This is a genomic window from Mycobacterium syngnathidarum (genome assembly GCF_001942625.1).
Taxonomy (GTDB): domain Bacteria; phylum Actinomycetota; class Actinomycetes; order Mycobacteriales; family Mycobacteriaceae; genus Mycobacterium; species Mycobacterium syngnathidarum.
Genome location: NZ_MLCL01000011.1, coordinates 76,428 through 101,557, shown reverse-complemented (window position 1 = coordinate 101,557; position 25,130 = coordinate 76,428). Strand labels below are relative to the sequence as shown.

30 protein-coding genes, 3 tRNA genes and 1 pseudogene are annotated in these 25,130 nt (G+C 67.0%); 22 read left to right on the top strand and 12 right to left on the bottom strand.

Features of this window, described 5'->3' with window-relative positions; translation table 11 throughout:
- Both BKG60_RS03140 and BKG60_RS03135 read right to left on the bottom strand, forming a co-directional pair.
- A complete protein-coding gene (locus tag BKG60_RS03140) occupies positions 1 to 516 on the bottom strand; it encodes a bacterial proteasome activator family protein (protein WP_075909214.1) in 516 nt (171 codons plus the stop codon).
- Positions 494 to 2,497, bottom strand: a complete 2,004-nt coding sequence (locus BKG60_RS03135) for a DUF6541 family protein (RefSeq protein ID WP_075909213.1) — start codon at positions 2,495 to 2,497, stop codon at positions 494 to 496. Before BKG60_RS03135 ends, BKG60_RS03140 begins: the two co-directional genes overlap by 23 nt.
- 123 nt (positions 2,498 to 2,620) lie before the next feature.
- Here BKG60_RS03135 and BKG60_RS03130 point away from each other — a divergent pair, with 123 nt between their 5' ends.
- Entirely contained in the window at positions 2,621 to 3,817 is a 1,197-nt protein-coding gene (locus BKG60_RS03130; RefSeq protein ID WP_070187540.1) for a cysteine desulfurase-like protein, read from the top strand.
- An 18-nt stretch (positions 3,818 to 3,835) separates the two neighbouring features.
- Here BKG60_RS03130 and BKG60_RS03125 read toward each other — a convergent pair whose 3' ends face one another.
- A complete protein-coding gene (locus BKG60_RS03125) occupies positions 3,836 to 4,813 on the bottom strand; it encodes an NAD(P)H-quinone oxidoreductase (RefSeq protein ID WP_075909234.1) in 978 nt (325 codons plus the stop codon).
- 67 nt (positions 4,814 to 4,880) lie between these two features.
- On the opposite strand from BKG60_RS03125, the gene BKG60_RS03120 reads away from it, so the two are divergent.
- From BKG60_RS03120 to BKG60_RS03105, 4 genes are all read left to right on the top strand, one after another.
- Positions 4,881 to 5,393: a MarR family winged helix-turn-helix transcriptional regulator gene (locus tag BKG60_RS03120; protein ID WP_070187541.1), complete on the top strand. Its 513-nt coding sequence runs from the start codon at positions 4,881 to 4,883 to the stop codon at positions 5,391 to 5,393.
- A gap of 19 nt (positions 5,394 to 5,412) precedes the next feature.
- A tRNA-Ser gene (locus BKG60_RS03115) sits at positions 5,413 to 5,499 on the top strand.
- Between the two features lie 189 nt (positions 5,500 to 5,688).
- Positions 5,689 to 6,006: a hypothetical protein gene (locus tag BKG60_RS03110; RefSeq protein WP_075909212.1), complete on the top strand. Its 318-nt coding sequence runs from the start codon at positions 5,689 to 5,691 to the stop codon at positions 6,004 to 6,006.
- A gap of 62 nt (positions 6,007 to 6,068) precedes the next feature.
- A complete protein-coding gene (locus BKG60_RS03105; protein ID WP_075909211.1) occupies positions 6,069 to 6,809 on the top strand; it encodes a DUF4253 domain-containing protein in 741 nt (246 codons plus the stop codon).
- Positions 6,810 to 6,849: 40 nt separating this feature from the next.
- On the opposite strand, the gene BKG60_RS31850 is transcribed toward BKG60_RS03105, so the two are convergent.
- Positions 6,850 to 6,999: a hypothetical protein gene (locus tag BKG60_RS31850; protein ID WP_165688696.1), complete on the bottom strand. Its 150-nt coding sequence runs from the start codon at positions 6,997 to 6,999 to the stop codon at positions 6,850 to 6,852.
- Positions 7,000 to 7,103: 104 nt separating this feature from the next.
- Between BKG60_RS31850 and BKG60_RS03100 the strand changes: the two genes are divergently transcribed.
- From BKG60_RS03100 to BKG60_RS31665, 3 genes are all read left to right on the top strand, one after another.
- Positions 7,104 to 7,934, top strand: a complete 831-nt coding sequence (locus tag BKG60_RS03100) for a 3-octaprenyl-4-hydroxybenzoate carboxy-lyase (RefSeq protein ID WP_075909210.1) — start codon at positions 7,104 to 7,106, stop codon at positions 7,932 to 7,934.
- Between the two features lie 169 nt (positions 7,935 to 8,103).
- Positions 8,104 to 8,409, top strand: coding sequence for a hypothetical protein (locus BKG60_RS03095; RefSeq protein ID WP_075909209.1), 306 nt, complete (start codon positions 8,104 to 8,106; stop codon positions 8,407 to 8,409).
- A 17-nt stretch (positions 8,410 to 8,426) separates the two neighbouring features.
- Positions 8,427 to 8,744, top strand: coding sequence for a hypothetical protein (locus tag BKG60_RS31665; RefSeq protein WP_131827499.1), 318 nt, complete (start codon positions 8,427 to 8,429; stop codon positions 8,742 to 8,744).
- 212 nt (positions 8,745 to 8,956) lie between these two features.
- Here the strand turns inward: BKG60_RS31665 and BKG60_RS03090 are convergent, their stop codons facing one another.
- Positions 8,957 to 9,982, bottom strand: coding sequence for a linear amide C-N hydrolase (locus BKG60_RS03090; protein WP_075909208.1), 1,026 nt, complete (start codon positions 9,980 to 9,982; stop codon positions 8,957 to 8,959).
- Positions 9,983 to 10,158: 176 nt separating this feature from the next.
- Between BKG60_RS03090 and BKG60_RS03085 the strand changes: the two genes are divergently transcribed.
- The gene (locus BKG60_RS03085; RefSeq protein ID WP_110765074.1) at positions 10,159 to 11,076 is read left to right on the top strand and encodes an acyl-ACP desaturase; all 918 of its coding nucleotides are present in this window, start codon (positions 10,159 to 10,161) and stop codon (positions 11,074 to 11,076) included.
- Positions 11,077 to 11,237: 161 nt separating this feature from the next.
- Positions 11,238 to 11,921 carry a cutinase family protein gene (locus tag BKG60_RS03080; RefSeq protein WP_423226849.1) on the top strand — a complete coding sequence of 228 codons (684 nt, stop codon included), beginning with the start codon at positions 11,238 to 11,240 and terminating at the stop codon, positions 11,919 to 11,921.
- Here BKG60_RS03080 and pdxR read toward each other — a convergent pair.
- Positions 11,918 to 13,321: a MocR-like pyridoxine biosynthesis transcription factor PdxR gene (pdxR, locus tag BKG60_RS03075; RefSeq protein ID WP_075909206.1), complete on the bottom strand. Its 1,404-nt coding sequence runs from the start codon at positions 13,319 to 13,321 to the stop codon at positions 11,918 to 11,920. The two genes, BKG60_RS03080 and pdxR, sit on opposite strands and share 4 nt — an antisense overlap.
- Positions 13,322 to 13,367: 46 nt before the next feature.
- Between pdxR and BKG60_RS03070 the strand changes: the two genes are divergently transcribed.
- Together BKG60_RS03070 and BKG60_RS03065 are read left to right on the top strand one after the other, a co-directional pair.
- Positions 13,368 to 13,790, top strand: coding sequence for a hypothetical protein (locus tag BKG60_RS03070; protein ID WP_075909205.1), 423 nt, complete (start codon positions 13,368 to 13,370; stop codon positions 13,788 to 13,790).
- Positions 13,791 to 14,699, top strand: coding sequence for an NAD-dependent epimerase/dehydratase family protein (locus tag BKG60_RS03065; RefSeq protein WP_075909204.1), 909 nt, complete (start codon positions 13,791 to 13,793; stop codon positions 14,697 to 14,699). It begins immediately after the preceding gene.
- Here the strand turns inward: BKG60_RS03065 and BKG60_RS03060 are convergent.
- Positions 14,686 to 15,501 (bottom strand): crotonase/enoyl-CoA hydratase family protein, encoded by an 816-nt coding sequence (locus BKG60_RS03060; RefSeq protein ID WP_070187554.1) that lies wholly within the window; start codon positions 15,499 to 15,501, stop codon positions 14,686 to 14,688. The genes BKG60_RS03065 and BKG60_RS03060 overlap by 14 nt on opposite strands.
- A 19-nt stretch (positions 15,502 to 15,520) precedes the next feature.
- On the opposite strand from BKG60_RS03060, the gene BKG60_RS03055 reads away from it, so the two are divergent.
- Positions 15,521 to 16,060 (top strand): TIGR03086 family metal-binding protein, encoded by a 540-nt coding sequence (locus BKG60_RS03055; protein WP_083650219.1) that lies wholly within the window; start codon positions 15,521 to 15,523, stop codon positions 16,058 to 16,060.
- On the opposite strand, the gene BKG60_RS03050 is transcribed toward BKG60_RS03055, so the two are convergent.
- Both BKG60_RS03050 and hisC read right to left on the bottom strand, forming a co-directional pair.
- Positions 16,057 to 16,518 (bottom strand): DUF4334 domain-containing protein, encoded by a 462-nt coding sequence (locus BKG60_RS03050; protein WP_070187556.1) that lies wholly within the window; start codon positions 16,516 to 16,518, stop codon positions 16,057 to 16,059. The two genes, BKG60_RS03055 and BKG60_RS03050, sit on opposite strands and share 4 nt — an antisense overlap.
- Complete coding sequence (hisC, locus tag BKG60_RS03045; RefSeq protein WP_075909202.1) at positions 16,515 to 17,585, bottom strand: histidinol-phosphate transaminase; 1,071 nt, start codon at positions 17,583 to 17,585, stop codon at positions 16,515 to 16,517. Before hisC ends, BKG60_RS03050 begins: the two co-directional genes overlap by 4 nt.
- An 88-nt stretch (positions 17,586 to 17,673) precedes the next feature.
- Between hisC and BKG60_RS03040 the strand changes: the two genes are divergently transcribed.
- A tRNA-Ser gene (locus BKG60_RS03040) sits at positions 17,674 to 17,765 on the top strand.
- 37 nt (positions 17,766 to 17,802) lie between these two features.
- Positions 17,803 to 17,875 (top strand) — tRNA-Arg (locus tag BKG60_RS03035).
- 101 nt (positions 17,876 to 17,976) lie between these two features.
- Here the strand turns inward: BKG60_RS03035 and BKG60_RS03030 are convergent.
- Both BKG60_RS03030 and BKG60_RS03025 read right to left on the bottom strand, forming a co-directional pair.
- Entirely contained in the window at positions 17,977 to 18,390 is a 414-nt protein-coding gene (locus BKG60_RS03030; protein WP_110765075.1) for a hypothetical protein, read from the bottom strand.
- A gap of 101 nt (positions 18,391 to 18,491) precedes the next feature.
- Entirely contained in the window at positions 18,492 to 18,848 is a 357-nt protein-coding gene (locus tag BKG60_RS03025) for a Fe-S protein (RefSeq protein ID WP_070187559.1), read from the bottom strand.
- A 93-nt stretch (positions 18,849 to 18,941) separates the two neighbouring features.
- Here BKG60_RS03025 and BKG60_RS03020 point away from each other — a divergent pair, with 93 nt between their 5' ends.
- A complete protein-coding gene (locus BKG60_RS03020; RefSeq protein WP_075909201.1) occupies positions 18,942 to 19,442 on the top strand; it encodes a metallophosphoesterase family protein in 501 nt (166 codons plus the stop codon).
- 8 nt (positions 19,443 to 19,450) lie between these two features.
- Here the strand turns inward: BKG60_RS03020 and BKG60_RS03015 are convergent, their stop codons facing one another.
- Entirely contained in the window at positions 19,451 to 19,789 is a 339-nt protein-coding gene (locus BKG60_RS03015; RefSeq protein ID WP_070187561.1) for a winged helix-turn-helix transcriptional regulator, read from the bottom strand.
- 103 nt (positions 19,790 to 19,892) lie between these two features.
- On the opposite strand from BKG60_RS03015, the gene BKG60_RS03010 reads away from it, so the two are divergent.
- The 6 genes and pseudogenes from BKG60_RS03010 (at position 19,893) to BKG60_RS32280 (ending at position 25,102) form a co-directional block, all read left to right on the top strand.
- Entirely contained in the window at positions 19,893 to 20,768 is an 876-nt protein-coding gene (locus tag BKG60_RS03010) for an NAD(P)-dependent oxidoreductase (RefSeq protein WP_075909200.1), read from the top strand.
- Entirely contained in the window at positions 20,765 to 21,634 is an 870-nt protein-coding gene (locus tag BKG60_RS03005; RefSeq protein WP_075909199.1) for an imine reductase family protein, read from the top strand. The genes BKG60_RS03010 and BKG60_RS03005 overlap by 4 nt, the downstream gene beginning before the upstream one ends.
- A 179-nt stretch (positions 21,635 to 21,813) precedes the next feature.
- Positions 21,814 to 22,950: a TIGR03364 family FAD-dependent oxidoreductase gene (locus BKG60_RS03000; RefSeq protein ID WP_075909198.1), complete on the top strand. Its 1,137-nt coding sequence runs from the start codon at positions 21,814 to 21,816 to the stop codon at positions 22,948 to 22,950.
- 26 nt (positions 22,951 to 22,976) lie between these two features.
- On the top strand, positions 22,977 to 23,675 hold the full coding sequence (locus tag BKG60_RS02995; RefSeq protein ID WP_075909197.1) for a phosphonatase-like hydrolase: 699 nt from the start codon (positions 22,977 to 22,979) through the stop codon (positions 23,673 to 23,675).
- A gap of 82 nt (positions 23,676 to 23,757) precedes the next feature.
- A pseudogene (locus BKG60_RS32285) lies at positions 23,758 to 24,447 on the top strand (MFS transporter); the annotation flags it as partial.
- A 100-nt stretch (positions 24,448 to 24,547) separates the two neighbouring features.
- Positions 24,548 to 25,102 carry an MFS transporter gene (locus BKG60_RS32280; RefSeq protein ID WP_242671554.1) on the top strand — a complete coding sequence of 185 codons (555 nt, stop codon included), beginning with the start codon at positions 24,548 to 24,550 and terminating at the stop codon, positions 25,100 to 25,102.
- Positions 25,103 to 25,130: the final 28 nt, after the last annotated feature.

Genomic DNA, 25,130 nt, shown 5'->3' with positions numbered 1-25,130 from the left:
CTACAGGTACTGGCCGGTGCCGGGGTGCGACGGGCCGCCGCGCTGTCCGCCGGGGACCTGCAGGCCGGGCGGCAGCGCGCCCTGGCGCATCTGCTCGAGCTGGGCGCGGGCGGCCATCTGCCGAGCGAACAACGCCGTCTGGATGCCGTGGAACAGGCCCTCGAGCCAGCCGACCAATTGCGCCTGGGCGATGCGTAGCTCGGCATCGGAGGGGGCGCTGTCCTCGGTGAAGGGCAGCGTCAGCCGCTCGAGTTCTTCGCGCAGCTCGGGCGCCAGGCCGTCCTCGAGTTCGCGGATGCTGGTCCGGTGGATGTCGCGTAGCCGGTTGCGGCTGGCTTCGTCGAGCGGAGCCGCACGCACCTCTTCGAGCAGCTGCTTGATCATCGTCCCGATGCGCATGACCTTCGCCGGTTGCTCGACGAGGTCGGTCAGCGACTTGCCGTCAGCGTCGGCATCGGTGTCGTCGGCCGTGCTGGCCAGGATCTCGATGTTGTCATCGTCGGGGTTGATGGTCATCGCCTTCCCTTGGATCGTTTCGGTTTGTCGCTTTGGTGGCCGCGTTTTCACCGTGCCAGCGGTAGATGCGGGCCTCACCGTTGTCGTAGATCTTCTCCCACGACCGTGAGCTGTCTAGCGACACTAGCCCGTCCGGCATGGCGAACCCGCGGACCACCGGTGTGCTGGTGAGCACGTAGCGGATGTTGAGTGCCTCGACTGCCTCGGCAACGCGGGGGTCGGTGTCCGCGTCGTCGGCGTAGGCCCAGAAGATGAAGCGGTGATATCCGGGGCCTTGTTGCACCGGGTAGTCGTAGTGCGTCCACAGTGGGTGCAGCCCCGATACCGCATACATCCAGGCGGTGCCGTCGGTGTTGGCGTCGCCGATCAGTGTGGTGCGGGCGTCGGGCAGTTCGGCCAGGTAGGCGAAGGCTTCGAGGTCCTTGGCGCCGATGATCACCGAGTCGTACTTCTGCCCTAACAGGTACTCGTGCCGGGGGAAGTAGTGCCAGGCCAGTCCGACGGAGGTGGCGACGAGGGCGACGGCAGCCGTGGCACGGATCCAGGCCGGGCGGGCACCGGCGCGGCGCAGGGCGGCGGCACCCAGCAGGACCAGCGCGCACAGTCCGATCGCGGCCATCGGCGCATAGAGCATCGTCACGACCGCCGACAACCGACGCGGATCGCTGTAGAACAGGTCGCTGAACGTGCCGGTGATGACGCCCAGTGGTCCGCCGAAGGGTGCGCCGGAATGCACGATCGAGGCGATCAGGATCAGCCAGACCACCAGTGGCCACCAGATCTTCTTGACCAGCATGACCAGGCCGCCGATGCCGGCCAGGGCGATGAGCAGGTTCTGGATCGGGAAATCGTTGAGGTGGCGGGTGTGCTGCACGACCGCTGCGAACAGCGAGTGTTTCTTGCCGAGGTGGTTGACGAAGGCGTGGCCCACGATGATGTCGGCTTGCTGAAGGACCCCCAGGAACTGGGGCAGCATGATTGCCAGGGTCGGCACCGCAACGGCGGCCAGCGCCAGAAGGTCGGACAGCCGGCTGCGCACCGGCCGCCACAGCGCCTCGGCCAGCCACCAGACGCCCACCAGCAGCGCGGTCACCACGCCACCGGTGAGGTGCACCGAGAAGACGCCCACTGTCGCCAGCACGGCCAGGCCGATGCGGTCGCGATGTGCCGGTGTCGAGATGATCAATGCGAACGCCGGCACGGCCAGGCCGTATGCGACCAGGTTGGGCATCGCCGCCACATCGAATTCGACGTAGGGCACGGCGGTGAAGGAGGCGGTGATCGCCGCCGCGGTGGCGGATGCGACTGCGGTGCGCATCTCGCAGGTGTGTGGGCGGACCATCTTCCACGTCAGCACCGCCGCGCTCACCGGGAACAGCCAGACTGCCGCGGCGACCGAACTCACGGTGTACGCGGTGGTCGCGGCGGCACCCGTGATCTGGCAGTAGACCGCGGCCAGGGCGTGGAAGGCCGACGGGTAGTAGAGCGCCTCGTGAGTTTCGACGTTGCGCAGCTCGCCCATGTGGGTCGGTGAGGCCTGGCCGGTGTCGAGGATCCAGCGGATGGTGTTGGCGTGCCATACCGAGTCCCAGGTGCTGGGGATCGATTGCCAGTGCGGGAGACCGGCGAACGCCGCGGCAGCAATCAGCGCGGCGCCCAACAGCACGCCCGCCGCAACCACCGCGGCGGGCGGCCAGGAGAGGCCGGACGCCTCGGCGTCGCGGTCACGGAGGCGCGCCAGCGCCTTCCGTACAGCGACCGCAATGGCAGCGACGATCGCGACAGCAAACAAAGCTGCCCACGCGTTCCACGGCACGCCGATCGCCCCGAGCGGGACGATCGTCAACGCAACGGTGCCGTAGGTCAAGGCTGGACCCACCGCAACCGCCGCCGACACGGTCAGTCCGCCCGCCCTGGCTATCAGCGCCCCGGGGATCACCAGCAAAAACAGTGCGATTAGCACTCCGAACCCGAAGCCCACTGGACTAGTATGGCTGCCCAGGTGACCCGGTCCGAGCATGGTCTCGGAAGCGCAAACGTGCGGTCGGGCGCCCCCCAAATCGTGTCGGTTTGTGATATCGGCGGACGCTCTAAGGTGGCTGGCATGGCATACGACGTCGCCCGGGTGCGGGGCCTGCACCCCTCTTTGGGCGATGGGTGGGTTCACTTTGATGCCCAGAACGGCATGCTGGTGCCCGACTCCGTCGCGACGACGGTCTCCACTGCCTTCCGCGGCTCGATGCCCGCCGCTGTCGGGCCGCACCCGTCGGCGCGGCGCAGCGCGGCCGTGCTCACCGCCGCCCGGCAGGCGGTGGCAGACCTGGTCAACGCCGATCCGCGGGGTGTGGTCCTCGGTGCCGACCGTGCCCAGCTGCTGAACGCCTTGGCCGAGGCCTCCTCGAGCCGGGTCGGCCTCGGCTACGAGGTGGTGGTCACCCGCCTCGACGACGAGGCGAACATCGCCCCGTGGTTGCGGGCTGCCAATCGCTATGGCGCGAAGGTCAAGTGGGCCGAGGTCGACATCGAGACCGGTGAGCTGCCGTCCTGGCAGTGGGAAGGGCTGATCGACAAGCCGACCCGGCTGGTGGCCATCGCGTCGGCGTCATCGACCCTGGGGACCGTCACCGATCTGGGGGAGGTGACCAAGCTCACCCACGAGGTCGGCGGCATGGTCGTGGTCGACCATTCCGCGGCGGCGCCGTACCGGCTCATCGACATCAATGAGATCGACGCCGACGTGCTGGCGCTCAACGCGGTGCCGTGGGGCGGTCCGCCCATCGGCGCACTCGTCTTCCGCGACCCCTCGACGCTCGATTCGCTGGCCTCGGTGTCGTTGGATCCGCACGCCACCGGACCGGCTCGCCTGGAGGTGGGCGGACACCAGTACGGACTGCTTGGCGGCGTGGTGGCCAGCATCGAGTATCTGTCGAACCTCGATGACACGGCCAGCGGTTCGCGGCGCGAGCGCCTGGCCGTGTCGATGAAGTCGGCGAATGCGTACCTGGACCGGCTGTTCGAGTACCTGGTGGCCTCGCTGCGCTCGTTGCCGTTGGTCATGGTGATCGGTAGGCCGGAGTCGCAGATTCCGGTGCTGAGCTTCGTCGTGCGCGACATCCCGGCCGAGCGCGTGGTGCAGCGCCTGGCGGACAACGGCATCCTGGCGATCTCCAACGCCAGCTCGCGTGTGCTCGACGTGATCGGGGTCAACGACATCGGCGGCGCGGTGACGGTCGGGCTGTCGCACTACTCGACCGGTGCCGAGGTCGATCAGCTCGTGCGGGCTTTGGCCTCGCTCGGCTGATCGCGCCTCGAGGCGAAACTAGACCGTCAGCACGATCTTTCCCGACACCTCACCGGAGGCCAGCAGTTCGTGGGCCCGCTGGGCCTCGGCGATGGGCAGTTCGGCACCGATGATCGGGCGTACCCGGCCATCGGCGATCATCGGCCAGACGTTGTCGCGCACCGCCCGCACGATCTCGCCCTTGCCGCCGGGCCCGTCGACCGGACGCGGCCGCAGTGAGGTCGCGACGACCCCGGCGCGTTTACCCAGCAGCTTGGCGATGTTCAGCTCGGCCTTGATGCCGCCCTGCATGCCGATGATCACCAGCCGTCCGCCGATGGCCAGCGCGTCGACATTGCGATCCAGGTAGGCGGCTCCCATGATGTCGAGGATCACATCGGCTCCGGCGCCGCCGGTTTCGGTCCGGAGCCGCTCCACGAAGTCCTCGTCGCGGTAGTTGATGGTGATGTCGGCGCCCAACTCGCGGCACAGGGCCAGCTTGTCGGCGGAGCCGGCCGTCACCGCAACTCGTACGCCGAGGGCATGGGCCACCTGGGTGGCATGGGTGCCGATCCCGCTGGCTCCACCCTGCAACAGCACGACCTGACCGGCCGCCAAACCCGCGGTCATGATGAGGTTCGACCACACCGTGCAGGCCACCTCGGGAAGCCCGGCGGCCTCGCTGAGAGCAACGCCATCGGGCAACGGCAGCACCTGGGCGGCGGGTACGGCGACGTATTCGGCATAGCCGCCCCCGGCGAGCAATGCGCACACCGGTTGCCCCACTGACCAGTCGGTAACATCCGCGCCGAGCGCGGCGACCGTGCCCGAGACCTCCAAGCCGATGACCTCACTGGCGCCTGGTGGGGGCGGATACTTGCCCGCGGCTTGCAGCAGATCGGCGCGATTGACTCCGGCGGCGTGAACGCGGATCAGAACCTCGTCGTTTGCTACTGCCGGATCAGCGACGTTTTCCCAGGTCAGACGGCCCTCGGCGGACGCGGCGATTGCATGCATTTTTTCCACGCTACAAGCACGCTATTTTTCGCGCGCAGCAATACTGACGTCCCTTACGATTGCGCCCATGGCGGGGATGATTGCGGGGCGCACGGCGGGTGACATGCCGGGCCTGGACATCGCCGAGCAGAGGTCATGGCAGAACTACCTCGACTCGGCGTTGCGAATGTATGCGACCTTGAACCGGTCGCTGGTGGACGCGCATCACCTGACCCTCAACGATGTGCGCTTGCTCGACATCTTGGACAAGTCGTCGACCGGGTCCGCCCGGATGGGTGACTTGGCCGAGCGGTTGATGTCTCTGCCCAGCCGGGTTACCCGGCAGATCCGGCGGCTGGAAGTTCAGAACCTGGTGACCAGGTGTGCCAGTCCCGATGACGGGCGTGGGGTGGTCGCCACGATCACCGAAGAGGGCAGGATCGCGGTTCGTGAGGCGATGGTGACGTACGGGCAGGGCGTCCGCTCACACTTTCTCGGTAGGCTCTCGCGTCCGCAGATCGCCGCGATGGGCGAGAACTGTCGCCGGATCAGCGTCGCGCTGAAGAGTGGAGCGCCGCCCGCTCACATCGGCCGCGTGTAAAGCCCGTACGCTTGTCGGCGGTGGCGTGGCAGAGCGGCCTAATGCACTCGCCTTGAAAGCGAGAGACGGCTAACACCGTCCGGGGGTTCAAATCCCTCCGCCACCGCTCTTACCAGCGCCGACGCTTCGATCGCGGGATCGCCCGCGGATTACCTCCCGGCGGACGGGCTCACCTCGTCCGAACTGGCCGGCGGCACGTTGATCTCGGCGCCTGACGACTGGTGACCCCGGTTCTCCTCGGCAACGTCGCAAGCGCAAGATGTGTACCGGCACTGGCTGATCAGGGGGGCGTGTGATGGTCGAGTACGTGCTCGCACAAGGGGATGGCGCGTCGTGGATCGGGCCCGCGGTCCGCGCAGTCTTGTTCATCGCCGCGGGCGTGGCGCTGCTCGTAGTGGGTGTTCGCCGACGTGTTGCCCGCGCCCGCTGGAACCGCGAAGACGACCGTCGCCTGCTGCATCCGGACGGGTCGGCGCGATCGGACGTACACCGCACGTCGAATCCGCACTCTGGCGGGATCTGGTTGATCGTCGCCGGTGCGGTGCTGGCGTTCCTGGGGCTCCTGCACATCCTCGATCTCGTTGCGACCCTGCATGTGTCGGGAGTGATCTGACCCACGGCATCTGCGAAAGTGCCTGCAGCTGAAGAGGATCGCCGCTCACGAAGGAGCTGAAGATGTTTCGCGCCACCCCAGGGCCCCTGCCCGCCGCCGACGCCGGTGACCTCGCGGGGATCGCCCTGCCGCCCGGCCGCATCGTGACGGCCGAGGAGGGCGGCGGTGCGCCCGTCGGCTGGATCAGCCTCGAGCTGTTGCCCGAGGACCAACTGACCGAACTGGTCCGCTCGCTCGCCGCGGTGTTCCCGCAGACCGGTCTCTGGCCTCTGCAGGCGCTGGGTCTCGACAACGCCCTTGACCGGCCGTGGGGCGACGGTGAGATGGAAGGCCCCGAGGGCGAGGTCCCCGACGCGCTGGAAATGCTGCTGGCTCTCGACCACTTCGAGGAGCCCACCGTGCCGGCCGTCACCGCGCTCGCGCCCGCACAGCCTGGACCGGACCTGCGGCCCGATCAGCTCGACGTCGAGGCGGGCGGGCTGCTGCTGGTGCCCGTTGCTCGTCCCGCGGATGTTCCTGCGGCGCTCGGCTGGTGGGGCGGCACGAACTACGCGATGTCAGGCGCCGACTTCTCCGCCGTGCTGCGGTCATGGGAGGACCGGTTCGGCGCGGTCCTGGTGAGCATCGGGTTCGACACCATGACGGTGCAGGTGGGCCGCCGGCCCAAGACGGAGGAGCAGACCGAGGCACTCCTCCGCGAGCACTACGGGTTTTGTCCCGACAACATCGACCAAGGGATGAAACCGGATGCGTTCCGTCTCGGCCTGGCGGAGTGGGGCTACTGGAACTTCTGGTGGGACTGAGCCCTCGACGCGGTACCTACTCCGGGACGGCCGTCCTTGCTCATCTCGACGCGGTGCGGGCGGCCGCCTTCGGGCCACTTCCGGTGAGGTACGGGATGAAGCCCTCGACATCGGTGAGCGCGATCGACTCGGCGGGGGTGAGTTCGTCGGAACAGAACGGAACCCACGTCTCGGTAAAGCGCGGCAGCATGGGTTGATCCTCGAAAACAGAGAATCCGTTGGGGCACAGGGCCTACCGGGGTGCTCGCAGCGGGGAGTTGAGAGCCCCTTGGGGGACCGCACTACTCTCACACCATGGACCGCCAGCTCCGCGACTGCGACGACCGGATCGCCGAGCACATGTACTCCGCCCTCGACATCAAGCCGCTCGTCTTCCAGGAGCGCATCGGCGGCTCTGTGGTGGTCGTGGAGAAACCCGCTCCGTCGTTCACCACAGTCATGACCGCCGGCGTCTCACGGCTGCCCGTCGACGACCGGCTCCCCGTCGAACTCGCCGTCGAGGTCCTACCCGATCAGGTGGGCGCGGCGCTCGTGGCGCTCCAGATCGTCTGCAACGACATCGCGACGAACCGCCGGACACCGCCCATCCAGATCCCGTGGTGTAACGCGGAGCCGATCCTGGTCGGCACTCGGATCTTCGCCATCGCCGCCACCGCATCGCAGCACGGCGACGCCTTCGACACCATCCGCTCCGACGACGGTGCCGTCATCGGGAAGGTGCTCACGTTGCGCATGCTGACCTTCGCCGAGTCGCGAGTACTCGCGAACCGGGGTTGGAGCGGTCTGGTCGAAGCCACGGGTGGGGTCGGCAAGCTGCTCGACGTCACCCGGGCGGACGCGGCCCGGCCGACGCTCGAGGAGGTCGACGGGGCCGTCATCGTCACCAAGCTGCACCACCAGCATCCGCCTCGATGGATCACCGCCGACGAGGACGGCACCTACACATCCGTCACCGGTCGCGAGTCGCAGGAGTACATGGACGACGCCGCGAACCACGAGCTCTGGACCCGGTCGTCGCTCGCGGTCAGGTTCCCGTGGGTGCGCGAGTTCCTCATCACCGCCGCGCCGAACGACGTCGCACGCTTCGACGACACCAGCGGCGCCTACACCCTCGAACGCGACTGACGGCTGTGGCCTGCGATTCGGTGCTGGTGTCCGCCGCTTCGGTCAGCATCACCGAGTAGCCTCTCATCCGTGCGAGCAACTTCGGCCGGTGGTCTTCAGAGACCGAGGTAGCCCCATCCCGCGGTCGGTCTGCGGACTCGGTGGGGCGCCCCAATTTCCGAGGACCCGCATGTCCCGTACCGATGCCCACACCCCCTACCGCGTCCGCGTAGCTCGCCGCGAGATCGCCGTGCGCGCCGTCCACCGATGCGCCGACCGCGAGTGTGACCTTCCCGACTTCGATCCCGACTGGACCATCGGCCGCATCCGTTGCTGCTACTGGGAATTCGTCTACACCGGCACCAGCATCTGCTCCTGCTGGATGTGCCACTGGCATCACCGTCCAGAGGTCCGCCGCGCGGCGGTGCGCACCGAGTTGCGCGGCGTGGTTCGCGAGTGGAACGCCCGCGATGTGGAGGCCGGTTGGGAGGTGTGAGGACGACGCAGCGCGGTGTGCCTGCTGAGAAGCAGCTGGCGCTGAGGGAACAGGAGGCGCGCGGCGAGCTGTGCATCGTGCCGCGAGCTCAGCGGAGTAGTCCGTCGGTCTCACTGCAGGTTCTCTACCAGCTGCCGCGTGGCACCCTCCGCGAGGCGATGAAACCCGTATCCGTATCGACACCCCGGCGACCACCCTGGTCATCGATCGCAGCAACATCATCTCGGTCCGCCCCGGCGGGTGCGTTGATCGTGCTGCGAGTCCGCCCCAAGCAGGTTCTCGTGATCCCGACGGCACTGTTTGCCGATCCCGCACCCATCAGCCTCATCGACTGATGCGACCCATAGGCGGTCTGCTGGTCGAATTCAACGGCCATGCGCGTCCACAAGCCGACCGCGTGGTGGTTCGCGTTGAAGCGCAGTGGAATTCGGAGATGGTGCCGAGCGTGTCCCGTGTGCCCTCTGGAGCGATCTGCCGCCGAAGGTTTTCCGCAACGGGCTCTCGCAGTGGCCTTACTGGAACTTCTGGTGGGACTGAGCCTTTCGGCTCAGGCCTGGTGCTTCTGGGCCGCTTCCAGTTCCTCCATGATTTTCAGGGACAGGAACGTCATGGGGCCCTTGTCGGCGAACTTGTCGGCCACGTTGCCCGCGATGCCGCCTTGTACCGCGAGTTCGCTCATGAGATCGAGCTTGAGTTGCGGGCTTCCCTCGGAGAAGTCGAGATCGGCCAGGTCCACCCACACGATGTTGGGCCGGGTGGTGGACTCGTAGACGTAGCGCTTGTTGGTGAGGTCGAGTACCACCTGCCAGATGGTCTGGGAGGCATCGGGTTTGCCTGGGTCGGGGATGCGGAAGGGCTGCGCGGCGTTGCGGATCACCGAGAACATGCCGGCGATGGCCTGCACCTGGCCGGCCGGTTTGGGCAGCCGGCCGGCGTAGTAACTGGCCCGGGCGAAGCGGTCGCTGGCCAGGGTGGAGCCGGGCAGCGGCTGGTCCCCGCCGAGTCCGGTGAACGACTTCACCAGCTCCAGCTGTTGATCGAAGGTCGGTGAATTGGTCATCACCCGGTAGTCCTTCGAGTGGTACACCCTCGGGTGGCCGTCGACGTACTCGATGATCGCCGAGTCTCCGGTCGCGTCGTCGAGGGCCAGGTGCAGGCCGGGGCGGACGCCGCCGGTCGGGTCATCCATCTGCACCACCTGCACGTCGGTTTCCGCGATCCAGGCGACGGCCTCGGCGACGGTGGCGAAGTTGTCCAGGAAATACTGCAGCCAGATGGCCTGGCCGAGTTGGGTGCGTGAGGCGTCCGGTTCGCCGTAGGTCGATTCGGCCAGCCACAGGATGTGCCCCGCCAGGCCCGCCTCGTTTATTCCGTCCACGGAAGTGATGTCGAAGGCGGCGGCGATCACGCTGCCGTACTTCGAGGTCCAGGTCAGCTTGCCGGATACGGCGTCGTCGCGTTGGACGCCGCGGGGTTGCTTCCACAGGTTTGTCATCAGGTCCTTGTGGAAATCCATGTTTCTGCCGACCAGGACTGCATCGCCTGCCTCGGGCCAGATGACTCGCGTGCACATTCGAGCGAGCCTACTGACGGACCGTTGCCGCCTGGTGCGCTTCAGCAGACGACCCGCCGCTCGAGGGGCTTTTGTTTCACCCAAAAGTAACCTACGGTTCCGTAACCTACGCTACCGTAGGTTACGACGCGGCACGCTGATGCCGACACCTGCCGAGAATGTTGGGAGGACAACGTATGGATGCCCAGAGCGGACTGCTCCACGAACTCGAACCGGTTGTCGCGAGCAACCTCGACCGCCATCTGTCGATGGCGCGGGAATGGTTTCCGCACGACTACGTGCCCTGGAGCAGGGGGCGTGACTTCGCCTTCCTGGACGGCGAAGACTGGCAGCCCGAGGATTCACCGCTCGACCACGTGGCCAAGGTCGCCATGACGGTCAACTTGCTCACCGAGGACAATCTGCCGTCCTATCACCGCGAGATCGCCACGCGGTTCTCCCGCGACGGCGCGTGGGGGACCTGGGTCGGCCAGTGGACGGCAGAAGAAGGTCGCCACAGCATCGCGTTGCGCGATTACCTGGTCGTCACGCGTGGTGTGGATCCCGTTGTGCTGGAACGTCTTCGCATGGCCCATACGGTCGCCGGATATGACTCGGGTGACAAGACGCCGTTGGCGGCGATGGCCTACGTGTCATTCCAGGAGCTGGCCACGCGAGTGTCGCACCGCAACACCGGTCGCGCGTCCGGTTGTCCGATCGCCGACCAGTTGCTGGCGCGGATCGCCGCGGACGAGAACTTGCACATGGTGTTCTACCGCAACCTCATGGCCGCAGCGCTGGACATCGCCCCCGATGCCGCGATGATGGCCATCCGCGATGAGGTGGTGAACTTCGCGATGCCGGGCATGGGGATGCCCGACTTCGCGCAGAACGCCATCACCATCGCCAAGGCGGGAATCTACGATCTGCGCGTGCATCACGATGACGTGGTGCAACCGGTGCTGCGCTTCTGGCGGATCTTCGACCGAACCGACTTCGGGCCCGAGGGCGAGAAGGCACGCGAGGAGCTCGCCCAGTTCCTCGCGGCTGTCGACGAGCGGGCTCGCTACTACGACGAGAAGCGCGAGCGTCAGCACGTCGGCGCCGCCTCGTAGTAAACCTGACCACCCTATGCCGACGGTGAGAGTGTCCTAGATCACACTCCCGCAGAGATTCGCGCCGCCTTGATCTTGGGTATCGAGGAGTAGTTGGCACGAAAGGGTGTGGGTCGGAAATGAACCGGATCGGTCGTTGGTTGAGTGCGGTGGCGTCGGCGATGTTCGTGGCGGGCGGGTGTATAGCGGCCGCCGGTCAGGCTTCGGCCGATCCTTGCTCGGATGTGCAGGTGATATTCGCGCGGGGCACGTTCGAGCCGCCGGGAGTCGGCGGTGTCGGGGAGGCGTTCGTGGATGCGCTGCGCAGCCGGGCCGGTGACAGGTCGATCGATGTCTACGCAGTGAATTACCCGGCGTCGCTTGACTTTGCGACGGCGGCCGACGGCGTGGCCGATGCGAGCAACAAGGTCCGGGACACGGTGGCGGCCTGCCCTGACACGAAGATTGTGCTGGGCGGTTTCTCGCAGGGGGCGGCGGTGGCTGCCTACATCACCGCGGACGCGGTGCCGCAGGGGTTCGTGTTGCCGCCGAGCATCAGTGGCCCGCTTCCTGCGGAGGCGGCTGACCATGTCGCCGCAGTGGCGCTGTTCGGCAAGCCCTCGAGCGGTTTCCTGCAGATGATCTACACCGGCGCACCGCCGATCACGGTTGGTTCCCGGTACGTCGCCAAGACCGACGACCTGTGCATCCCGGAGGATCCGGTGTGTTCACCCACCGGTGGCGACAACAACGCTCACAACTTGTACGCGGTCAACGGTTTGACGGATCAGGCCGCGGATTACGTGGCCGGCAAACTGGGCGTGAAGCAACCGGAGCAGAGCGTCAATCGAACCTCGGGAGGTTAGGGTCCCGCCGCGCCGAGGTGACGCGCGATGCGGCCCAGCTGCTCGACGCCCGCGGCGATCTGGGATTCGGTGACGTTGGCATAGCCGAGGATCAATCCCGGTGGTGCGGTCGCCGGATCGGCGTAACAGGGTGCCAGGGGCTCCAGTCGGATGCGCGATTCGGTGGCGTGGCGGGTGAGTTCCTCGATGGGGAAACCGGCCGGGAAGCGCACGGTCAGGTGCACGCCCGCAGCTGCGCCGAGGACCTCGCCCTGCGGTAGGTGACGCGACAGCGCGGTCAGCAGGGCGGCACGGCGGGCCGGGTAGCGGCGACGCATCTGACGCAGGTGGCGGTCGTAGCCTCCGGAGGACAGGAACTGGCTGAACGCGATCTGGTCCATCACCGAACTACCGGTGTCGGCAAGACCTTTGGCGGCTCTGACCCGCTCGATCAGATGTGCCGGCACCACCATCCAGCCGATGCGCAGCCCGGGTGCCAGGGTCTTGCTGGTCGAGCCGAGGTACACCACCCGGTCGGGTGCCACCCCTTGCAGCGCGCCGACGGGGGCCCGGTCGTAGCGATACTCTGCGTCGTAGTCGTCTTCGACGATCAGCCGGCCGGGTTGGGCCCACTCCAGAAGCTCGGTGCGCCGGGCGGCCGAGAGCACCACGCCGGTCGGCGACTGGTGAGCCGGGGTGGTCAACGCCGTGGTTGCCCCGCTGGCCGCCAGCGCGCCGACGTCGATGCCGTTGCCGTCCACCGGGATGGGTAGCGGATCGATGCCGTTGTGTTGCAGGACCATTCGGTGCAGCCAGAATCCCGGATCTTCGGTGGCCACCGGGCCGTCGAGGCATCGGGCCAGCAGTGCGACGGCTTGTGTTGCACCCGAGCACAACACCACCAGCCGGGGGTCGGCGACGACGCCGCGGGTGCGCTGGAGGTAGTCGGCCACCGCGGCGCGCGCGGCCGGCAATCCGTGTGGGGCCACGTAACCGAAGGCGCTGGACTCGATTTCGGCGAGCCCCTGCCGCATGGCGCGCAGCCAGGCCTGGCGCGGGAAACTCGCGAGATCAGGGGAACCGGGGGCGAAGTCGATGTCGAATCGGGGATGGGCGCGATCAGGCCGGGTGCCGCTGGTGGGGACGGCCTCGACAGCGGCGACGCGGGTGCAGCCGCCCTGGTGGCTGTGCAGGAAGCCCTCGGCCGTCAACTGCCCGTACGCCTCGACCACCAATCGGCGCGACACCTCGAGGTCGGCCGACAGCACGCGGGTGGACGGCATGCGGGTGCCGGCAGTCAGCCGGCCGGACCGGATGGCGTCGCGCAGTCCGTCGGCGAGTTGACGGTGCAACGGCCGCTTGCTGTCCCGGTCCAGTTCGACGAGCAGCTCAGGGGCCGAACTGGTACCCGAAGTTGCCATGGAATTGGAGCCTACTCGGAGACCACTGCGGCGCTAACGTGATGGCATGGCCAACGCTGCGGGCCCGGTGACCTACACCCGGCGCTACCCAGAAGTGGTCCTCGCCGTGTTCGGGGTCTACTCGGTGACACTCGGTCTGTTCATGCTCCTGGCTCCGGGCACGTTCTACGACACGCTCGGGGCCTTCGGGGTGCGCAACGACCACTACATCCTCGACAACGCATCCTTCGAGTTGCCGCTCGGATTGATGATGCTGGCGGCACTCAAGTGGCCGCGGTGGCGGGTGCCGACACTGGCCTTCGCCACCGTGCACTGGGCCCTTCATTCGTTGAGCCACCTCATCGACACGAACCACGCAGCCGGCAACTGGGTCGGTTGGCTGGAGGCCGCGGGTCTGGTGGTGACCACGGCCTTGTTGGCGATTGCGTTGCGTACCAGCATGTCCGACGAGAAGTCAGGAGAACGGTAGATGCGCGTCCTGGTAGCCGGTGCGACCAGTGTCCCGGGAATCCCGCTGCTGCGTGAGCTCAACGCGCGCGGCCACGAGGTCATCGGGGTGACCCGGTCCTCGGGCAAGACCGACCAGATCTCGGCGGCCGGGGCCAAGCCTGTGGTGGCCGATGTCCTCGACAGCGCCCAGATCGATGCGGTGCTGGCAGAGTTCGCGCCCGAGACGGTGGTGAGTCTGCTGACCACATTGCCGAAGTGGGGGCCGAAGCGGATGAAAGATTTCGAACCGGCCAAAGAGTTGTGGAGCCGGGGTGCGGGCAATTTGGTGGCGGCCGCGCAGCGGGCCGGGGTACGCCGCGTGGTCGCCGAATCGGTGATCTTCGCCTACGGGTACGGGCCGACCGGACCGGAATTGCTCGACGAGACAGATCCGTATCCGGGGCCGCCGCCACGTGGTGGTGACGCGATGCTGGAGGCGTTGCGCGGCATGGAGCGCAACGTCATCGGTTCGGGAGGACACAGCGATACCGAGGGCATCGTGTTGCGCTACGGCGTGTTCTACGGTCCCGGCGTCACCCATGACGACCTGTTTCGCCGGCTGGCCAAATGGTGGGCGGTGCCTGCGATGTCGGGCACCGGGGTGCTGTCGTGGGTACACATCGACGACGTTGCCCGGGCCACCGCCGACGCGCTCGAGAGGGGCCGGGGCGGGCAGATCTACAACATCGTCGACGACCGGCCGCAGTCCTTCGGCGACTACATCGCCGAGCTCAACGCGAAGCTGAACCGGCCGCGGCCGTGGCCGATCTCGCACCGCCTGGTGGGACTGGCAGCACCCTATCCGGCAACGGCATTCGGCACCGCCTGGCTTCCGCTGTCAAATGCCAAGGCCAAGACCGAGCTCGGCTGGACGCCTATTCCCCGGTGAACTGCGGCGGGCGCTTCTGGAACATCGCGGTGACCGCCTCGGCCAGATCCTTCGACGGCAGGAAGGCCGAATTCCATGCGGCCACGTAGCGCAGGCTCTCGGCCACCCTGGCGGTGCGCTGTTGGTCGAGCACGTCTTTGACCCCGGCGACGGTCAGCGGCGGGTTGGCGGCGATCTCGGCGGCCGTGGCGTGTGCGGCCGCCAATGAAGCGTCGGCGTCGGCGTACACGTCGTTGACCAGACCGATGCGCTCGGCCCGTGCCGCATCGATGTCCTTACCCGTCAACACGAGCTCGCGCAGGTGTCCGTCGGACAGGATCAGCGGCAGCCGGGCCAGGCTGCCCACGTCGGCGACGATGGCCAGCTTGGTCTCGCGCACCGAGAACTTCGCGTCGGTGCTCGCGTAGCGGATGTCCACGGCGCTGATCAGATCCACGCCTCCGCCGATGCACCAGCCGTGGATCGAGGCGATGGTCGGGGTACGGCAGTCGGCGACGGCGGTGATGGCGCCCTGCATCTTCATCAGGCGCTTGTGGAACGCGGCACGGTCACCGGCGCCGGCGTCGAGCCCGGGCATCTCGGCGCCCATGGCCGGCAGGTCCAACCCGTAGCTGAAGTTCTTGCCCGAGCCGGTCAGCACGATCGCGCGCACCTCGGGGTCGGCGTCCAGAGTGCCGAACACGTCGGGCATCTCGGCCCAGAACGCCGGGCCCATCGCGTTGCCCTTGCCGGGACCGAGCAGCGTCACCTGGGCGACGTGGTCCTTGATGTCGACGGATGCGGACTCGTACGTGTCGGTCATGGGGTGGACACTACCGACTATGGACGAACTCGAAAGTGCCGAGGCCACCCTCGACGTGCTGCAACGCGTGCTGCGCGGTATCACCGCCGACGATCTCACTCGTCCGACACCATGTCGAGAGTTCGACGTGGCGGGGCTGACGGACCATCTCCTGAACTCGATCACCTTGATCGGCTCGGCGGCGGGTGGGCAGATTCCAGACCGCGAGCCCGACGCCTCGGTCGAGGATCAGGTGCTGGGGGCGGCGCGGCCGGCAGTGGCGGCATGGCGTCGGCGCGGGGTGGACGGCACGGTGCCGTTCGGGGCAGGAGAGATGCCCGCGGCGGTGATGACACAGATCCTGTCGCTCGAATTCCTGGTGCACGCCTGGGATTACGCCGAGGCGACGGGGCAGCGCGTCGAGGTATCGGACGAGGCGCCCGAACAGATCCTGGAATGGTCCCGCGCGGTGCTCACTCCGGAGGGGCGGGTGCGTGCAGGTTTCGACGATCCGGTTGCGGTCGCTGACGACGCACCGGCACTCGACCGATTGCTGGCTTTTACCGGGCGACGCCCCTAGACGCGCTGCAGGTAGAAGTACAGGTAGCGGCCGTCAACCACCGCGCCCTTGCCGTTCATGATGCCCACCACGGTGTGGTCGTCGACCACTTTGAAGTGATCGTGCACCGGTGCGCCGTCGTAGACCATCGTCGCGGTCACCTCGCCGCGGAACTCCTCCAGCCACAGGCTGGCCTCGCCCTTCATCGCCTCGGTGTTGGAGAACTTGTTGCCGTCGGCGTCCAGACACACCAGCGGCTTGGCATCGGCCGCTGAGTGGAACGTCTTGCCGAACCAGTTGAGCCGCTTCATGAATCCGTTGGCCTTGTGCCCGGTCTGGAATTCGCCGCCCTTCCACTCACCGAGCATGAAGTCGATGCTGGCCGGCCGCAGCAGTGCCCAGAATGCGTCGAGTTCGGTGTCGGGGATCTGCCCGTCACGGCTGACGAACCCGTCGAACGTGCCGCGTGCGTCGCTCACTCGTTATCTCCATTCCAGTGCTGGGCGTACTCGGTGGCAAAGCTTAGGAAGGCGTCGTTCTCGTGCGGGGCCCCGATGGTGACCCGCACGCCGTCCTCACCGTACGGGCGCACGATGATGCGGCTGTCGGCGGCCCTGGCCACGAAGTCCAAGGTGCGTTCGGCCAACGGCAGCCAGACGAAGTTGGCCTGCGAGGGCGGCAGCCGATAGCCGGCCGCGCGCAGGGCGGCGCTGACGCGAACGCGCTCGGCGACGACGGCGTCGGTGCGGGCCATCAGCTCGTCGGCGGCCTCCAGGCTGGCGATGGCCGCGGCCTGCGACACGCTGGTCGCGCTGAACGGCACGTAGACCTTGCCCAGCGCGGTGACGATCTCCGGATCGGCGACGGCGTACCCGACGCGCAGGCCGGCCAGCCCGTAGGCCTTCGAGAAGGTGCGCAGAACAACCACATTCCGGTGCGAGCGGACCAGCCCGAGGCTGTCGGGCACCAAGCCGTCCCGGATGTACTCCACGTAGGCCTCGTCGAGCACGATCAGGATGTCGTCGGGCACCGCCGCCACGAACCGGGCCAACGCCTCAGGCTCGACCACGGTGGAAGTCGGGTTGTTGGGGTTGCAGACGAAGATCAGCCGGGTGCGGTCGGTGATCGCCGCGAGCATCGCGTCGAGATCGTGAGTCTCGTCACGCAGCGGGACTGCGACCCCCGTCGCGCCCGCGGTGCGGATCTGCAGCGGATAGATCTCGAAACTGCGCCATCCGTACATGACTTCGTCGCCGGCCGCGGATGTGATTTGTATCAACTGCTGGCACAGGCTCACCGAACCGCAGCCCACGGCGATGTTCTCGGGCGCGAACCCGACATGCTTGGCCAGATGTTCGCGCAGGTCAAGGTAGCCGTTGTCGGGGTAACGGTTGATGTTCTCGGTGGCTTTCAGGATCGCCTCACGCACGCTGGGAAGCGGTCCGAACACGGTTTCGTTGCTCGCGATCTTGATTGCGCCCGGAACTGTTTTGCCTGGTGTATACGCCGGAAGGTCGGCCATTTCCGGGCGCAGACGGATACTCACTTGGCCAGAATAGGGGAGGCTGTGTACTGTGTGCCCTCGGCGGTTTCGGGCGACAGGACGGAGTCCGGTACCCTCACAGAAGTTCAAAGGAGGCGTGCCAGAGCGGCCGAATGGGACTCACTGCTAATGAGTTGTCCCCCTTACCGGGGACCGGAGGTTCAAATCCTCTCGCCTCCGCCACGGTTGACTTGTCAACCACACAACTGAATAACGCCAAGCGCCCGTAGCTCAACGGATAGAGCATCTGACTACGGATCAGAAGGTTAGGGGTTCGAATCCCTTCGGGCGCACTCGAAAAAATCGAGGCGTGGTCGACAAGACCGCGCCTCGATTTTTCTCTCGAGATCGACGCCAGGGCTGTGATTTGGGCGCATCGAGGCCCAAACGCGGCCTACTCGGAGGCGACTGCTGTCGCGATGTCGAGCGCCATCTCGCGCAGTACGTCGTCGGTGACGAACTGGCGCGCGGTCTGGCGGTTCAGCCGCAGCACGGAGACCAAGAGCTCGATGTGGCCGGCCACCTGGACCCGGGCGAGTTCTGGCGGCAGGTGCAGCCCGTGCAACTCGGCCAGGAACCCGCGCAGCACGGTGACGCGATCGTTCATCCACGGTGACCGGCCGGTCACCGTGGATGTCGAATTCTTCAGCTGGCCGGTGTAGCGGCGCTGCCGCGGCTGCTCGAACACGCCGTGGTGAGTTTGACGCGCGGAGGCCGCGGGACGCGTCCGCGCCCGCACCCGGGTGTCGCTGTCTGGTGAAGGGCATCCGGTGAATGCCGCCGTGCGCATGACCTTGGCGGTTGCCATGGCGTGTCTGTGACCCATCGTTCCCGTACCTGCCGACAATTGTGGTTTGCCAGTTAACTTTACGGGAACGTCTCAGGTTCAGCTCAGGTTCGAGCCGGGCCTCAGTTCCAGAGGACCGCGATCGCGGACGCGAGCAGGGGTAACACCCCGGCTGCGATGAACAGCGGCATCACCGGTTGGCCGCCGGCGCGACGCTGCCTCACGGTGCCGATGCCCAGCACCGCGCCGAGTGCCACGAGAATGACCAGCTTGGTGCCGATCTTGGGGTAGTTCAAGACGATGCCGGCCGGCCAGGGCGCGGCCAGGGCCAGGCCGGTGATGAGTGACAGTGTCATGCCGTAGGTCATGACGGGGGTGATCAGGAAGCGCCGGGCCGCGGCCTCGGCGACCCAGGAGCCGACCATGGCCGCGAAACCGAGGAGATGCGCATAAACAACTACATTGCGTAGTAGATCCATGGTCGGAGTGTAAGCGGTCTCACGGCGCGGGGCGGCCGAACCCGCCGATGCGCTTCCGCGGCTCGTCGGTATCGGTCACGTAGGCTCGGCTGGATGCGGCTGCTTCTCATCGCCGACACCCATGTACCCAAGCGCGCCAAGGATCTGCCGGCCGAGGTCTGGGATCAGGTGGATCAGGCCGATGTCGTTGTCCACGCCGGTGATTGGGTCGAGCCCGCCCTGCTCGACGCGCTCAGCTCGCGTGCCGCGCACCTGGTCGGCTGTTGGGGCAACAATGACGGGGCCGAACTGCGCAGGCGGCTGCCCGAGCGGGCCGACGTCACCTTGGACGGTCTGCGGTTCACCGTTGTCCACGAGGCCGGTGCGGCCACCGGCCGGGAGGCCCGGATGGCCCGGGACTATCCCGGCACCGACGTCCTGGTCTTCGGGCACAGTCACATCCCGTGGGATACCACCGCGAAAACCGGTCTGCGCCTGCTGAATCCGGGATCGCCGACCGACCGTCGACACCAGCCCTATTGCACGTACATGACGGCACAGATCACCGCGGGCGTGCTGTCCGATGTCAGCCTGCACACGCTGGACCGGCCCTGACGAAACCGCTAGCCGGCTTCGCCCGCGCAGATCAGTGTGATGTGCCTGGTGGCCCAGTTTCCCAGCGGCTCAAGGGCATCGAGTAGCTCCTCGCCGGCCGGGGTCATGGAGTACTCCACCCGCGGCGGCACTTCGTGGTAGCTCTCCCGATGGACCACGCCGTGCCGCTGAAGCTCCTTGAGGTGCTGGGTCAGCATCTTCTGTGACACCCCGGGCAGGCTGCGATGCAGCGCGTTGAAGCGTTTCGGCCCCCCTTGCAGCTCCCAGAGGATGAGTGGTTTCCATTTCCCGTCCACCACGGCGAACGCCGCATCGAGGCCGCAGGTGTACTTGCCCAGCTGGGTCATGCGAGAATCCTTGCAGTTCAGGGCCAATAGTTTCGAAAAGGTAAGTATCGCACTTATTAGTGGGTACTTGTCGGTTGGTCAGTGCCTCTCCCACGATGATGGCATGACAACCACACACCATTCGGTCAGTTTTCTCGGTCTCGGTGAGATGGGCTCAGTTCTGGCCCGTGCCGCTCTGAGGGCAGGGCACCCGACCATGGTCTGGAACCGCACCGCGACGCGCGCTGCCGCACTCGTCGAGGAGGGCGCCACCGCGACGGCCGATCGGGCCGAGGCTCTCGACGCCGACCTGATCGTGGTCTGCCTGCTCGACCAGGCGTCGGTGCACGAGGTTCTCGACCCCGTGGCGCGCCGACTGGCCGGCCGCCGCCTGGTCAACCTGACCACGACGTCACCCAACGGGGCACGGGAACTGGCTCGGTGGGCCGCCGACCACGGCGCCGAATATCTCGACGGCGGCATCATGGCGACGCCGGAGATGATCGCGACGCCGCAGTCGGCGATCCTCTACAGCGGTTCGGCCGCCATGTTCGAGGAGCACCGCGAACTCTTCGAACTGTGGGGCAGCACTGAGTACTTCGGGGACGATGCCGGCCTGGCGTCGCTGTACGACCTCGCGCTGCTGTCGGCCATGTATGTGATGTTCGCGGGATTCGCCCACGGCGCCGCCATGGTCGGCGCTGCCGGCGTTTCCGCGAAAGAGTTCGCCGCGCGCACCGCCGCGTGGCTGCCGGCCGTCATGCCTGCGATCGCCGAATACGCGACCGTCATCGACGGTGGCGACTACTCCGTGCCCGGCCAGCAGAGCTTGTACTTCTCCGATCTGACCGACATCGTCAACGCCAGCCGGGAACAGGGCATCGGCACCGAAGTCGTCGACATGGTGCAACGGCTGATCCATCGGCAGATCGACGCGGGCCACGGCAACGACGGCTTCGCCCGCATCATCGAGAGCATCAAGAACGGAGCGGCCGCATGACCGCCGTCACCGTGCTCGGTCTCGGACCGATGGGGCAGGCGCTCGCGGGCGCCCTGGTGGCCGCGAAACTTCGTACCACCGTGTGGAACCGGACGCCGGCCAAGGCCGACGCACTGCGCGCCCGCGGTGCAGTGTGGGCCGACACTCCAGCCGACGCGGCTGCCGCCAGTGACCTCATCCTGGTCAACGTCGTCGACCAGGCCGCGGTGGACGCGGTCCTGGAAGCCGCCGGCGCCGCGATCTCCGGGCGTGTGGTGGTGGGGCTGTCCTCCGACATCCCCGATTCGGCGCACCGCACCGAGGAACTGGTGGCCGCCCTCGGCGGACGGTATCTGGACGGGGCCATCATGACGCCGACCGACACCATCGGAACCACCAGTGCCAGCATTCTTTTCGCCGGGCCGCGGGATCTCTTCGACGCCCACCGGGAGGTCTTCGGTGCGCTCGCGGCGGTCAGCTGGGTCGGCGCGGATGTGGGCCGCGCCGCGGCATTCGACATGGCCCTGCTCGATGTGTTCTGGACCGCGGTCAGCGGGTTCCTGCACGCACTGGCGGTGGCCGCCGCGCACGGCATCGCACCCACCGAGCTGCTGCCGCATGCGCACAACATCGCCGCCATCCTGCCGCCGATCTTCGGTGAGATCGCCGAACGCGTCGAGGCCGATCGGCACGGCGACGTCAATGCGTCGGTGTCCTCGGCGGCGGCCTCGGTTCGGCACCTGATCGCGGCGTCGGCTGCGGCCGGGTTGGATGCCGGCGCACTGGAAGCGTTCCGGGGTTATGTGGACGCCGCTGTCGGCGCCGGGCACGGGGCCGACGAGATCAGCCGGATCATTCCGACAAGTGTGACCGTGCCGTCACGGTGAAGTGGCAGGCTCGAAGTCACCGGCGATGCCGAGGCGCTGCTGGCAGCGCTGGACCGGCCCGATCCGAACTTCGACATCGTGAGGCCGTGAGGTGAATGGAGAATTAACTTATATAGACAGGTGGTAAAAACAACAAACTTGTATTGACAAGTGGTGGTGATGTGGACCACAGTGTCCGCATGGGAAATCACAGCTACGACGTCGTGGTCGTGGGGGCAGGCATCGTCGGCCTGGCGCACGCCTACCACGCGCATCAGCGGGGACTGAGGGTCGCCGTTGTCGATCACGCCGACGGCGTCGTCGGCGCCTCGGTCCAGAACTTCGGTCACGCCTGCATCACCGCGCAGTCGGGCGTCGCTCGGGACTACGCGCGCAACGGCCGTACGCACTGGCTGGACCTGTCCCGCAAGGCGGGGTTCTGGTCGGCCGAGTCGGGCACCTTCTGCGTCGCGCGCCACGACGACGAACTCGCGGTGATGGACGAGTTCGCTGCCACGCGCGAGGCCGGCGAAGTGCGGTTGCTCAGCCGCGATCAGATCCTCGAACTGATCCCCGTGGTGGCGTCCGCAGTCACCGGCGGCATGTACCTGCCCAACGACCTGCAGGTCGACCCGCGCACAGCCGCCCCGTCGATCGCGCGGTGGCTGGAATCCGAAGGTGTCGATTTCCGTTGGCGCACGGCGGCTTCCGGATTCGAACCCGGGGTGGTGCACACCTCACGTGGCCCGCTGCGCGCCGGGACGACGTTCGTCACGGTCAACTACGACGTCGATCGGCTGTTCCCCGCGCTGGCCGAACGCGACGGCCTGCTGCGGTGCCGGCTGCATATGCTGCGCGCCCGGCTGCCGCTGGCCTTCGCGCTGCCCGCGCCCCTGTTCACCGGTTGGTCGCTGCTGAGGTACTCCGGATTCGAGGGGCTGCCGAGCACGGAAGCGGTGGCCGCCCGGTTGCGCGCCGAACACCCCGATTACGTCGCGATCGACCTGCACCAGATGTACACCCCGCAACCCGACGGCTCATTGCTGATCGGCGACACCCACTACCGGGACATCTCCGCACCGCCGTTCCAGTCCGAAGAAGGATTCGCCGTCCTGATCGAGGTGGCTCGGAAACTGTTCGGGGTCAACGACATCGAGGTCACCGAGCGTTGGCAGGGCGTGTACACCTCCGCACCCGGCCAGGAATTCCTGGTCGAACAGCCCATCGAGGGCACCCACGTCGTCACCGTCACCACCGGTATCGGCATGACCACCAGCATGGGCCTCGCCCACGCCAGCGTCGGCAACGCGCTGGACCAACTCGTCGCCACCGTCTGAACGAACCAATTCGAAGGGATAAACCAATGGGCACCAAAGCAACTGACCCGATCAGCCTGGTCGTGTTCGACATGGCCGGCACCACCGTCGAGGACAGCGGGCTGGTTCAGCAGTCCTTCCTGGCCGCCGACAGCCACGCCGGCCTGTCGAAGACCGACGCCGACCGAGAGGAAATGCTGCGCTACGTCACCGACACCATGGGCCAGTCCAAGATCGTGGTGTTCCGGCACCTGGCCAAAGGCAACGAGGAGCAGGCGCAGGCCGCGAACAAGGAGTTCGAACGCTGCTACGCCCAATTGGTCTCAGAGGGCAACTGCAGTCCGATTCCCGGTGCGGAAGATGTCATTACATCTTTGCGCTCCAGTGGCATCAAAACCGCGCTGACCACCGGATTCGCCAAGGAGACCCAGACGGCGATCATCGAGGCGCTGGGTTGGCAGAACCTGGCCGACCTGGTGCTTTGCCCGGCGCCGGGCATGCGTGGCCGGCCCTATCCGGACATGCCTCTGACCGCGCTGATGCAGACCGAAACCGACTCGGTGCGTTCGATGATCGTCCTGGGTGACACCTCCTCGGACGTCATCAGCGGGCTGCGCGCCGGTGCGCGGGCCTCGATCGGCGTGCTGACCGGTGCCCACAATCGAGCCCAACTGTCCGAGGCGGGCGCCACGCACATCCTCGACAGCGTCGCCGATCTCCCCGCTCTGGTGGCAGCCCTCCGGTAGTCCGCCAACCCCTACCGCCCCGCGGCGGTCGGTCGTAGGCCGTGCCTCCCGACCGCCGCACCTCCTCTGCACCCGTTCTCGTATGAGAAACCTGCCATTGACGTTCGGCCACATCCGCTCGGCAATCTGCCCCGGCCCGTCAACACACCGCCTGCAGCACGCCCACCAGAGGTGCACACTCATGACTCAAACCGCGATTCCCGCCACTGACACAACAATTCCGCGCTACCAGCGGTGGCGTTTCCAGATCTTTGCCGTCACCTGGATCGCCTACGCCGGTTTCTATTTCACCCGCCAGGCCTTTTCCGTGGCCAAGCTCGGCATCCTCGAAGACCCGATCCTGAGCACGCATCTGACCAAGAGCACCCTGGCCAATCTCGACGCCGCCTACCTCGCGGCCTACGCGGTGGGACAGTTCGTCTGGGGACAGGTTTCGGACCGGTTCGGCCCCCGGGTGGTCATCCTCGGCGGCCTGGCGATATCGGCCATCGCGACGGTATTCATGGGACTGCTGCCCGCGCTGGTGTTCCTGCTGCCACTGATGATCGTGCAGGGGCTGGCCCCGTCCACCGGCTGGTCCCCGACGCTGAGCAACATGGCCCAGTTCTTCTCGATCGGTGAGCGAGGCCGCGTCCTCGGATTGTGGAGCACCAATTACGCATTCGGTGGTTTGGTGGCCGCGCCGATCCTGGGCTGGGCCGCCTACGACGTGTTCGGTTCGTGGCGGGCCGCGTTCTTCACCGGGGCCGCCATCGTGGTCGGGGTGTTCGTGCTCGTGCTGCTGTTTCAGCGCAACCGGCCACAGGACGTCGGGTTGCCGCCCATCGAGGAGTACCGGGCGGCCCAGGATGCGAGAGAAGGTGTCGAACTCGATGAGTCACCCGAAGCCGAGTCCGTTGCCGAGCCGAAGCCGTCTTGGCCTGTTGTGGGGCCCGGTGATCGTCGCCGAACGGCTGGCCGACGGAGACAAGTTCCAAGCCGTGACCATCCCGGTGGCATTCGGAGTCGCGGGTGTCCTCGCCCCGATCCTGCTCGGCCGGATCTCCGATCGGGTGTTCAGTGCGCGACGGGTGCCGGCCTGCGTGATCAGCCTCGGGATCCTGGTGGCGGTGCTGGCGCTGTTCGGCCCGCTCACCGCGACCGGCAGCGCGTGGGTCATGGTGGTGGTGCTCGGCCTCATCGGCCTGAGCGTCTACGGCGCGGACGCCATGATCTCGTGTGTTGCCGCAGTGGACTTCGGTACCTCCAAGCATGCCGGCACCGCGGCCGGCTTCATCAACTGCTGCGGTTCGGTGGGCGCGATCCTCGGCGGATTGCTGCCCGGATATCTGAACACGTCCACGTTGTTCTACGGATTCGCCGGTGCGGCACTGCTTTCCATGCTGCTGCTCATCCCGCACTGGAACCGTATGCCTGTCGCCGACTGATCCGCGAGCAGACTCTGAGCTGCCCCCT

Excerpts from the sequence above, each read along its gene's own strand:
- BKG60_RS03005 (WP_075909199.1), top strand. The coding sequence starts at position 20,765 with ATGACCGCCGTCACCGTGCTCGGTCTCGGACCGATGGGGCAGGCGCTC.
- BKG60_RS03100 (WP_075909210.1), top strand. The coding sequence starts at position 7,104 with ATGGACCGCCAGCTCCGCGACTGCGACGACCGGATCGCCGAGCACATG.
- BKG60_RS03070 (WP_075909205.1), top strand. The coding sequence starts at position 13,368 with ATGGCCAACGCTGCGGGCCCGGTGACCTACACCCGGCGCTACCCAGAA.
- BKG60_RS03105 (WP_075909211.1), top strand. The coding sequence starts at position 6,069 with ATGTTTCGCGCCACCCCAGGGCCCCTGCCCGCCGCCGACGCCGGTGAC.
- BKG60_RS03010 (WP_075909200.1), top strand. The coding sequence starts at position 19,893 with ATGACAACCACACACCATTCGGTCAGTTTTCTCGGTCTCGGTGAGATG.
- BKG60_RS03030 (WP_110765075.1), bottom strand. The coding sequence starts at position 18,390 with ATGGCAACCGCCAAGGTCATGCGCACGGCGGCATTCACCGGATGCCCT.
- BKG60_RS03090 (WP_075909208.1), bottom strand. The coding sequence starts at position 9,982 with ATGTGCACGCGAGTCATCTGGCCCGAGGCAGGCGATGCAGTCCTGGTC.
- BKG60_RS31850 (WP_165688696.1), bottom strand. The coding sequence starts at position 6,999 with ATGCTGCCGCGCTTTACCGAGACGTGGGTTCCGTTCTGTTCCGACGAA.
- BKG60_RS03000 (WP_075909198.1), top strand. The coding sequence starts at position 21,814 with ATGGGAAATCACAGCTACGACGTCGTGGTCGTGGGGGCAGGCATCGTC.
- BKG60_RS03120 (WP_070187541.1), top strand. The coding sequence starts at position 4,881 with ATGGCGGGGATGATTGCGGGGCGCACGGCGGGTGACATGCCGGGCCTG.
- BKG60_RS03130 (WP_070187540.1), top strand. The coding sequence starts at position 2,621 with ATGGCATACGACGTCGCCCGGGTGCGGGGCCTGCACCCCTCTTTGGGC.
- BKG60_RS03065 (WP_075909204.1), top strand. The coding sequence starts at position 13,791 with ATGCGCGTCCTGGTAGCCGGTGCGACCAGTGTCCCGGGAATCCCGCTG.
- BKG60_RS03080 (WP_423226849.1), top strand. The coding sequence starts at position 11,238 with ATGTTCGTGGCGGGCGGGTGTATAGCGGCCGCCGGTCAGGCTTCGGCC.
- BKG60_RS03055 (WP_083650219.1), top strand. The coding sequence starts at position 15,521 with ATGGACGAACTCGAAAGTGCCGAGGCCACCCTCGACGTGCTGCAACGC.
- BKG60_RS03015 (WP_070187561.1), bottom strand. The coding sequence starts at position 19,789 with ATGACCCAGCTGGGCAAGTACACCTGCGGCCTCGATGCGGCGTTCGCC.
- BKG60_RS03060 (WP_070187554.1), bottom strand. The coding sequence starts at position 15,501 with ATGACCGACACGTACGAGTCCGCATCCGTCGACATCAAGGACCACGTC.
- BKG60_RS03025 (WP_070187559.1), bottom strand. The coding sequence starts at position 18,848 with ATGGATCTACTACGCAATGTAGTTGTTTATGCGCATCTCCTCGGTTTC.
- BKG60_RS03095 (WP_075909209.1), top strand. The coding sequence starts at position 8,104 with ATGTCCCGTACCGATGCCCACACCCCCTACCGCGTCCGCGTAGCTCGC.
- BKG60_RS03125 (WP_075909234.1), bottom strand. The coding sequence starts at position 4,813 with ATGCATGCAATCGCCGCGTCCGCCGAGGGCCGTCTGACCTGGGAAAAC.
- BKG60_RS03085 (WP_110765074.1), top strand. The coding sequence starts at position 10,159 with ATGGATGCCCAGAGCGGACTGCTCCACGAACTCGAACCGGTTGTCGCG.
- BKG60_RS03140 (WP_075909214.1), bottom strand. The coding sequence starts at position 516 with ATGACCATCAACCCCGACGATGACAACATCGAGATCCTGGCCAGCACG.
- BKG60_RS03110 (WP_075909212.1), top strand. The coding sequence starts at position 5,689 with ATGGTCGAGTACGTGCTCGCACAAGGGGATGGCGCGTCGTGGATCGGG.
- BKG60_RS32280 (WP_242671554.1), top strand. The coding sequence starts at position 24,548 with ATGAGTCACCCGAAGCCGAGTCCGTTGCCGAGCCGAAGCCGTCTTGGC.
- pdxR (WP_075909206.1), bottom strand. The coding sequence starts at position 13,321 with ATGGCAACTTCGGGTACCAGTTCGGCCCCTGAGCTGCTCGTCGAACTG.
- BKG60_RS02995 (WP_075909197.1), top strand. The coding sequence starts at position 22,977 with ATGGGCACCAAAGCAACTGACCCGATCAGCCTGGTCGTGTTCGACATG.
- BKG60_RS03020 (WP_075909201.1), top strand. The coding sequence starts at position 18,942 with ATGCGGCTGCTTCTCATCGCCGACACCCATGTACCCAAGCGCGCCAAG.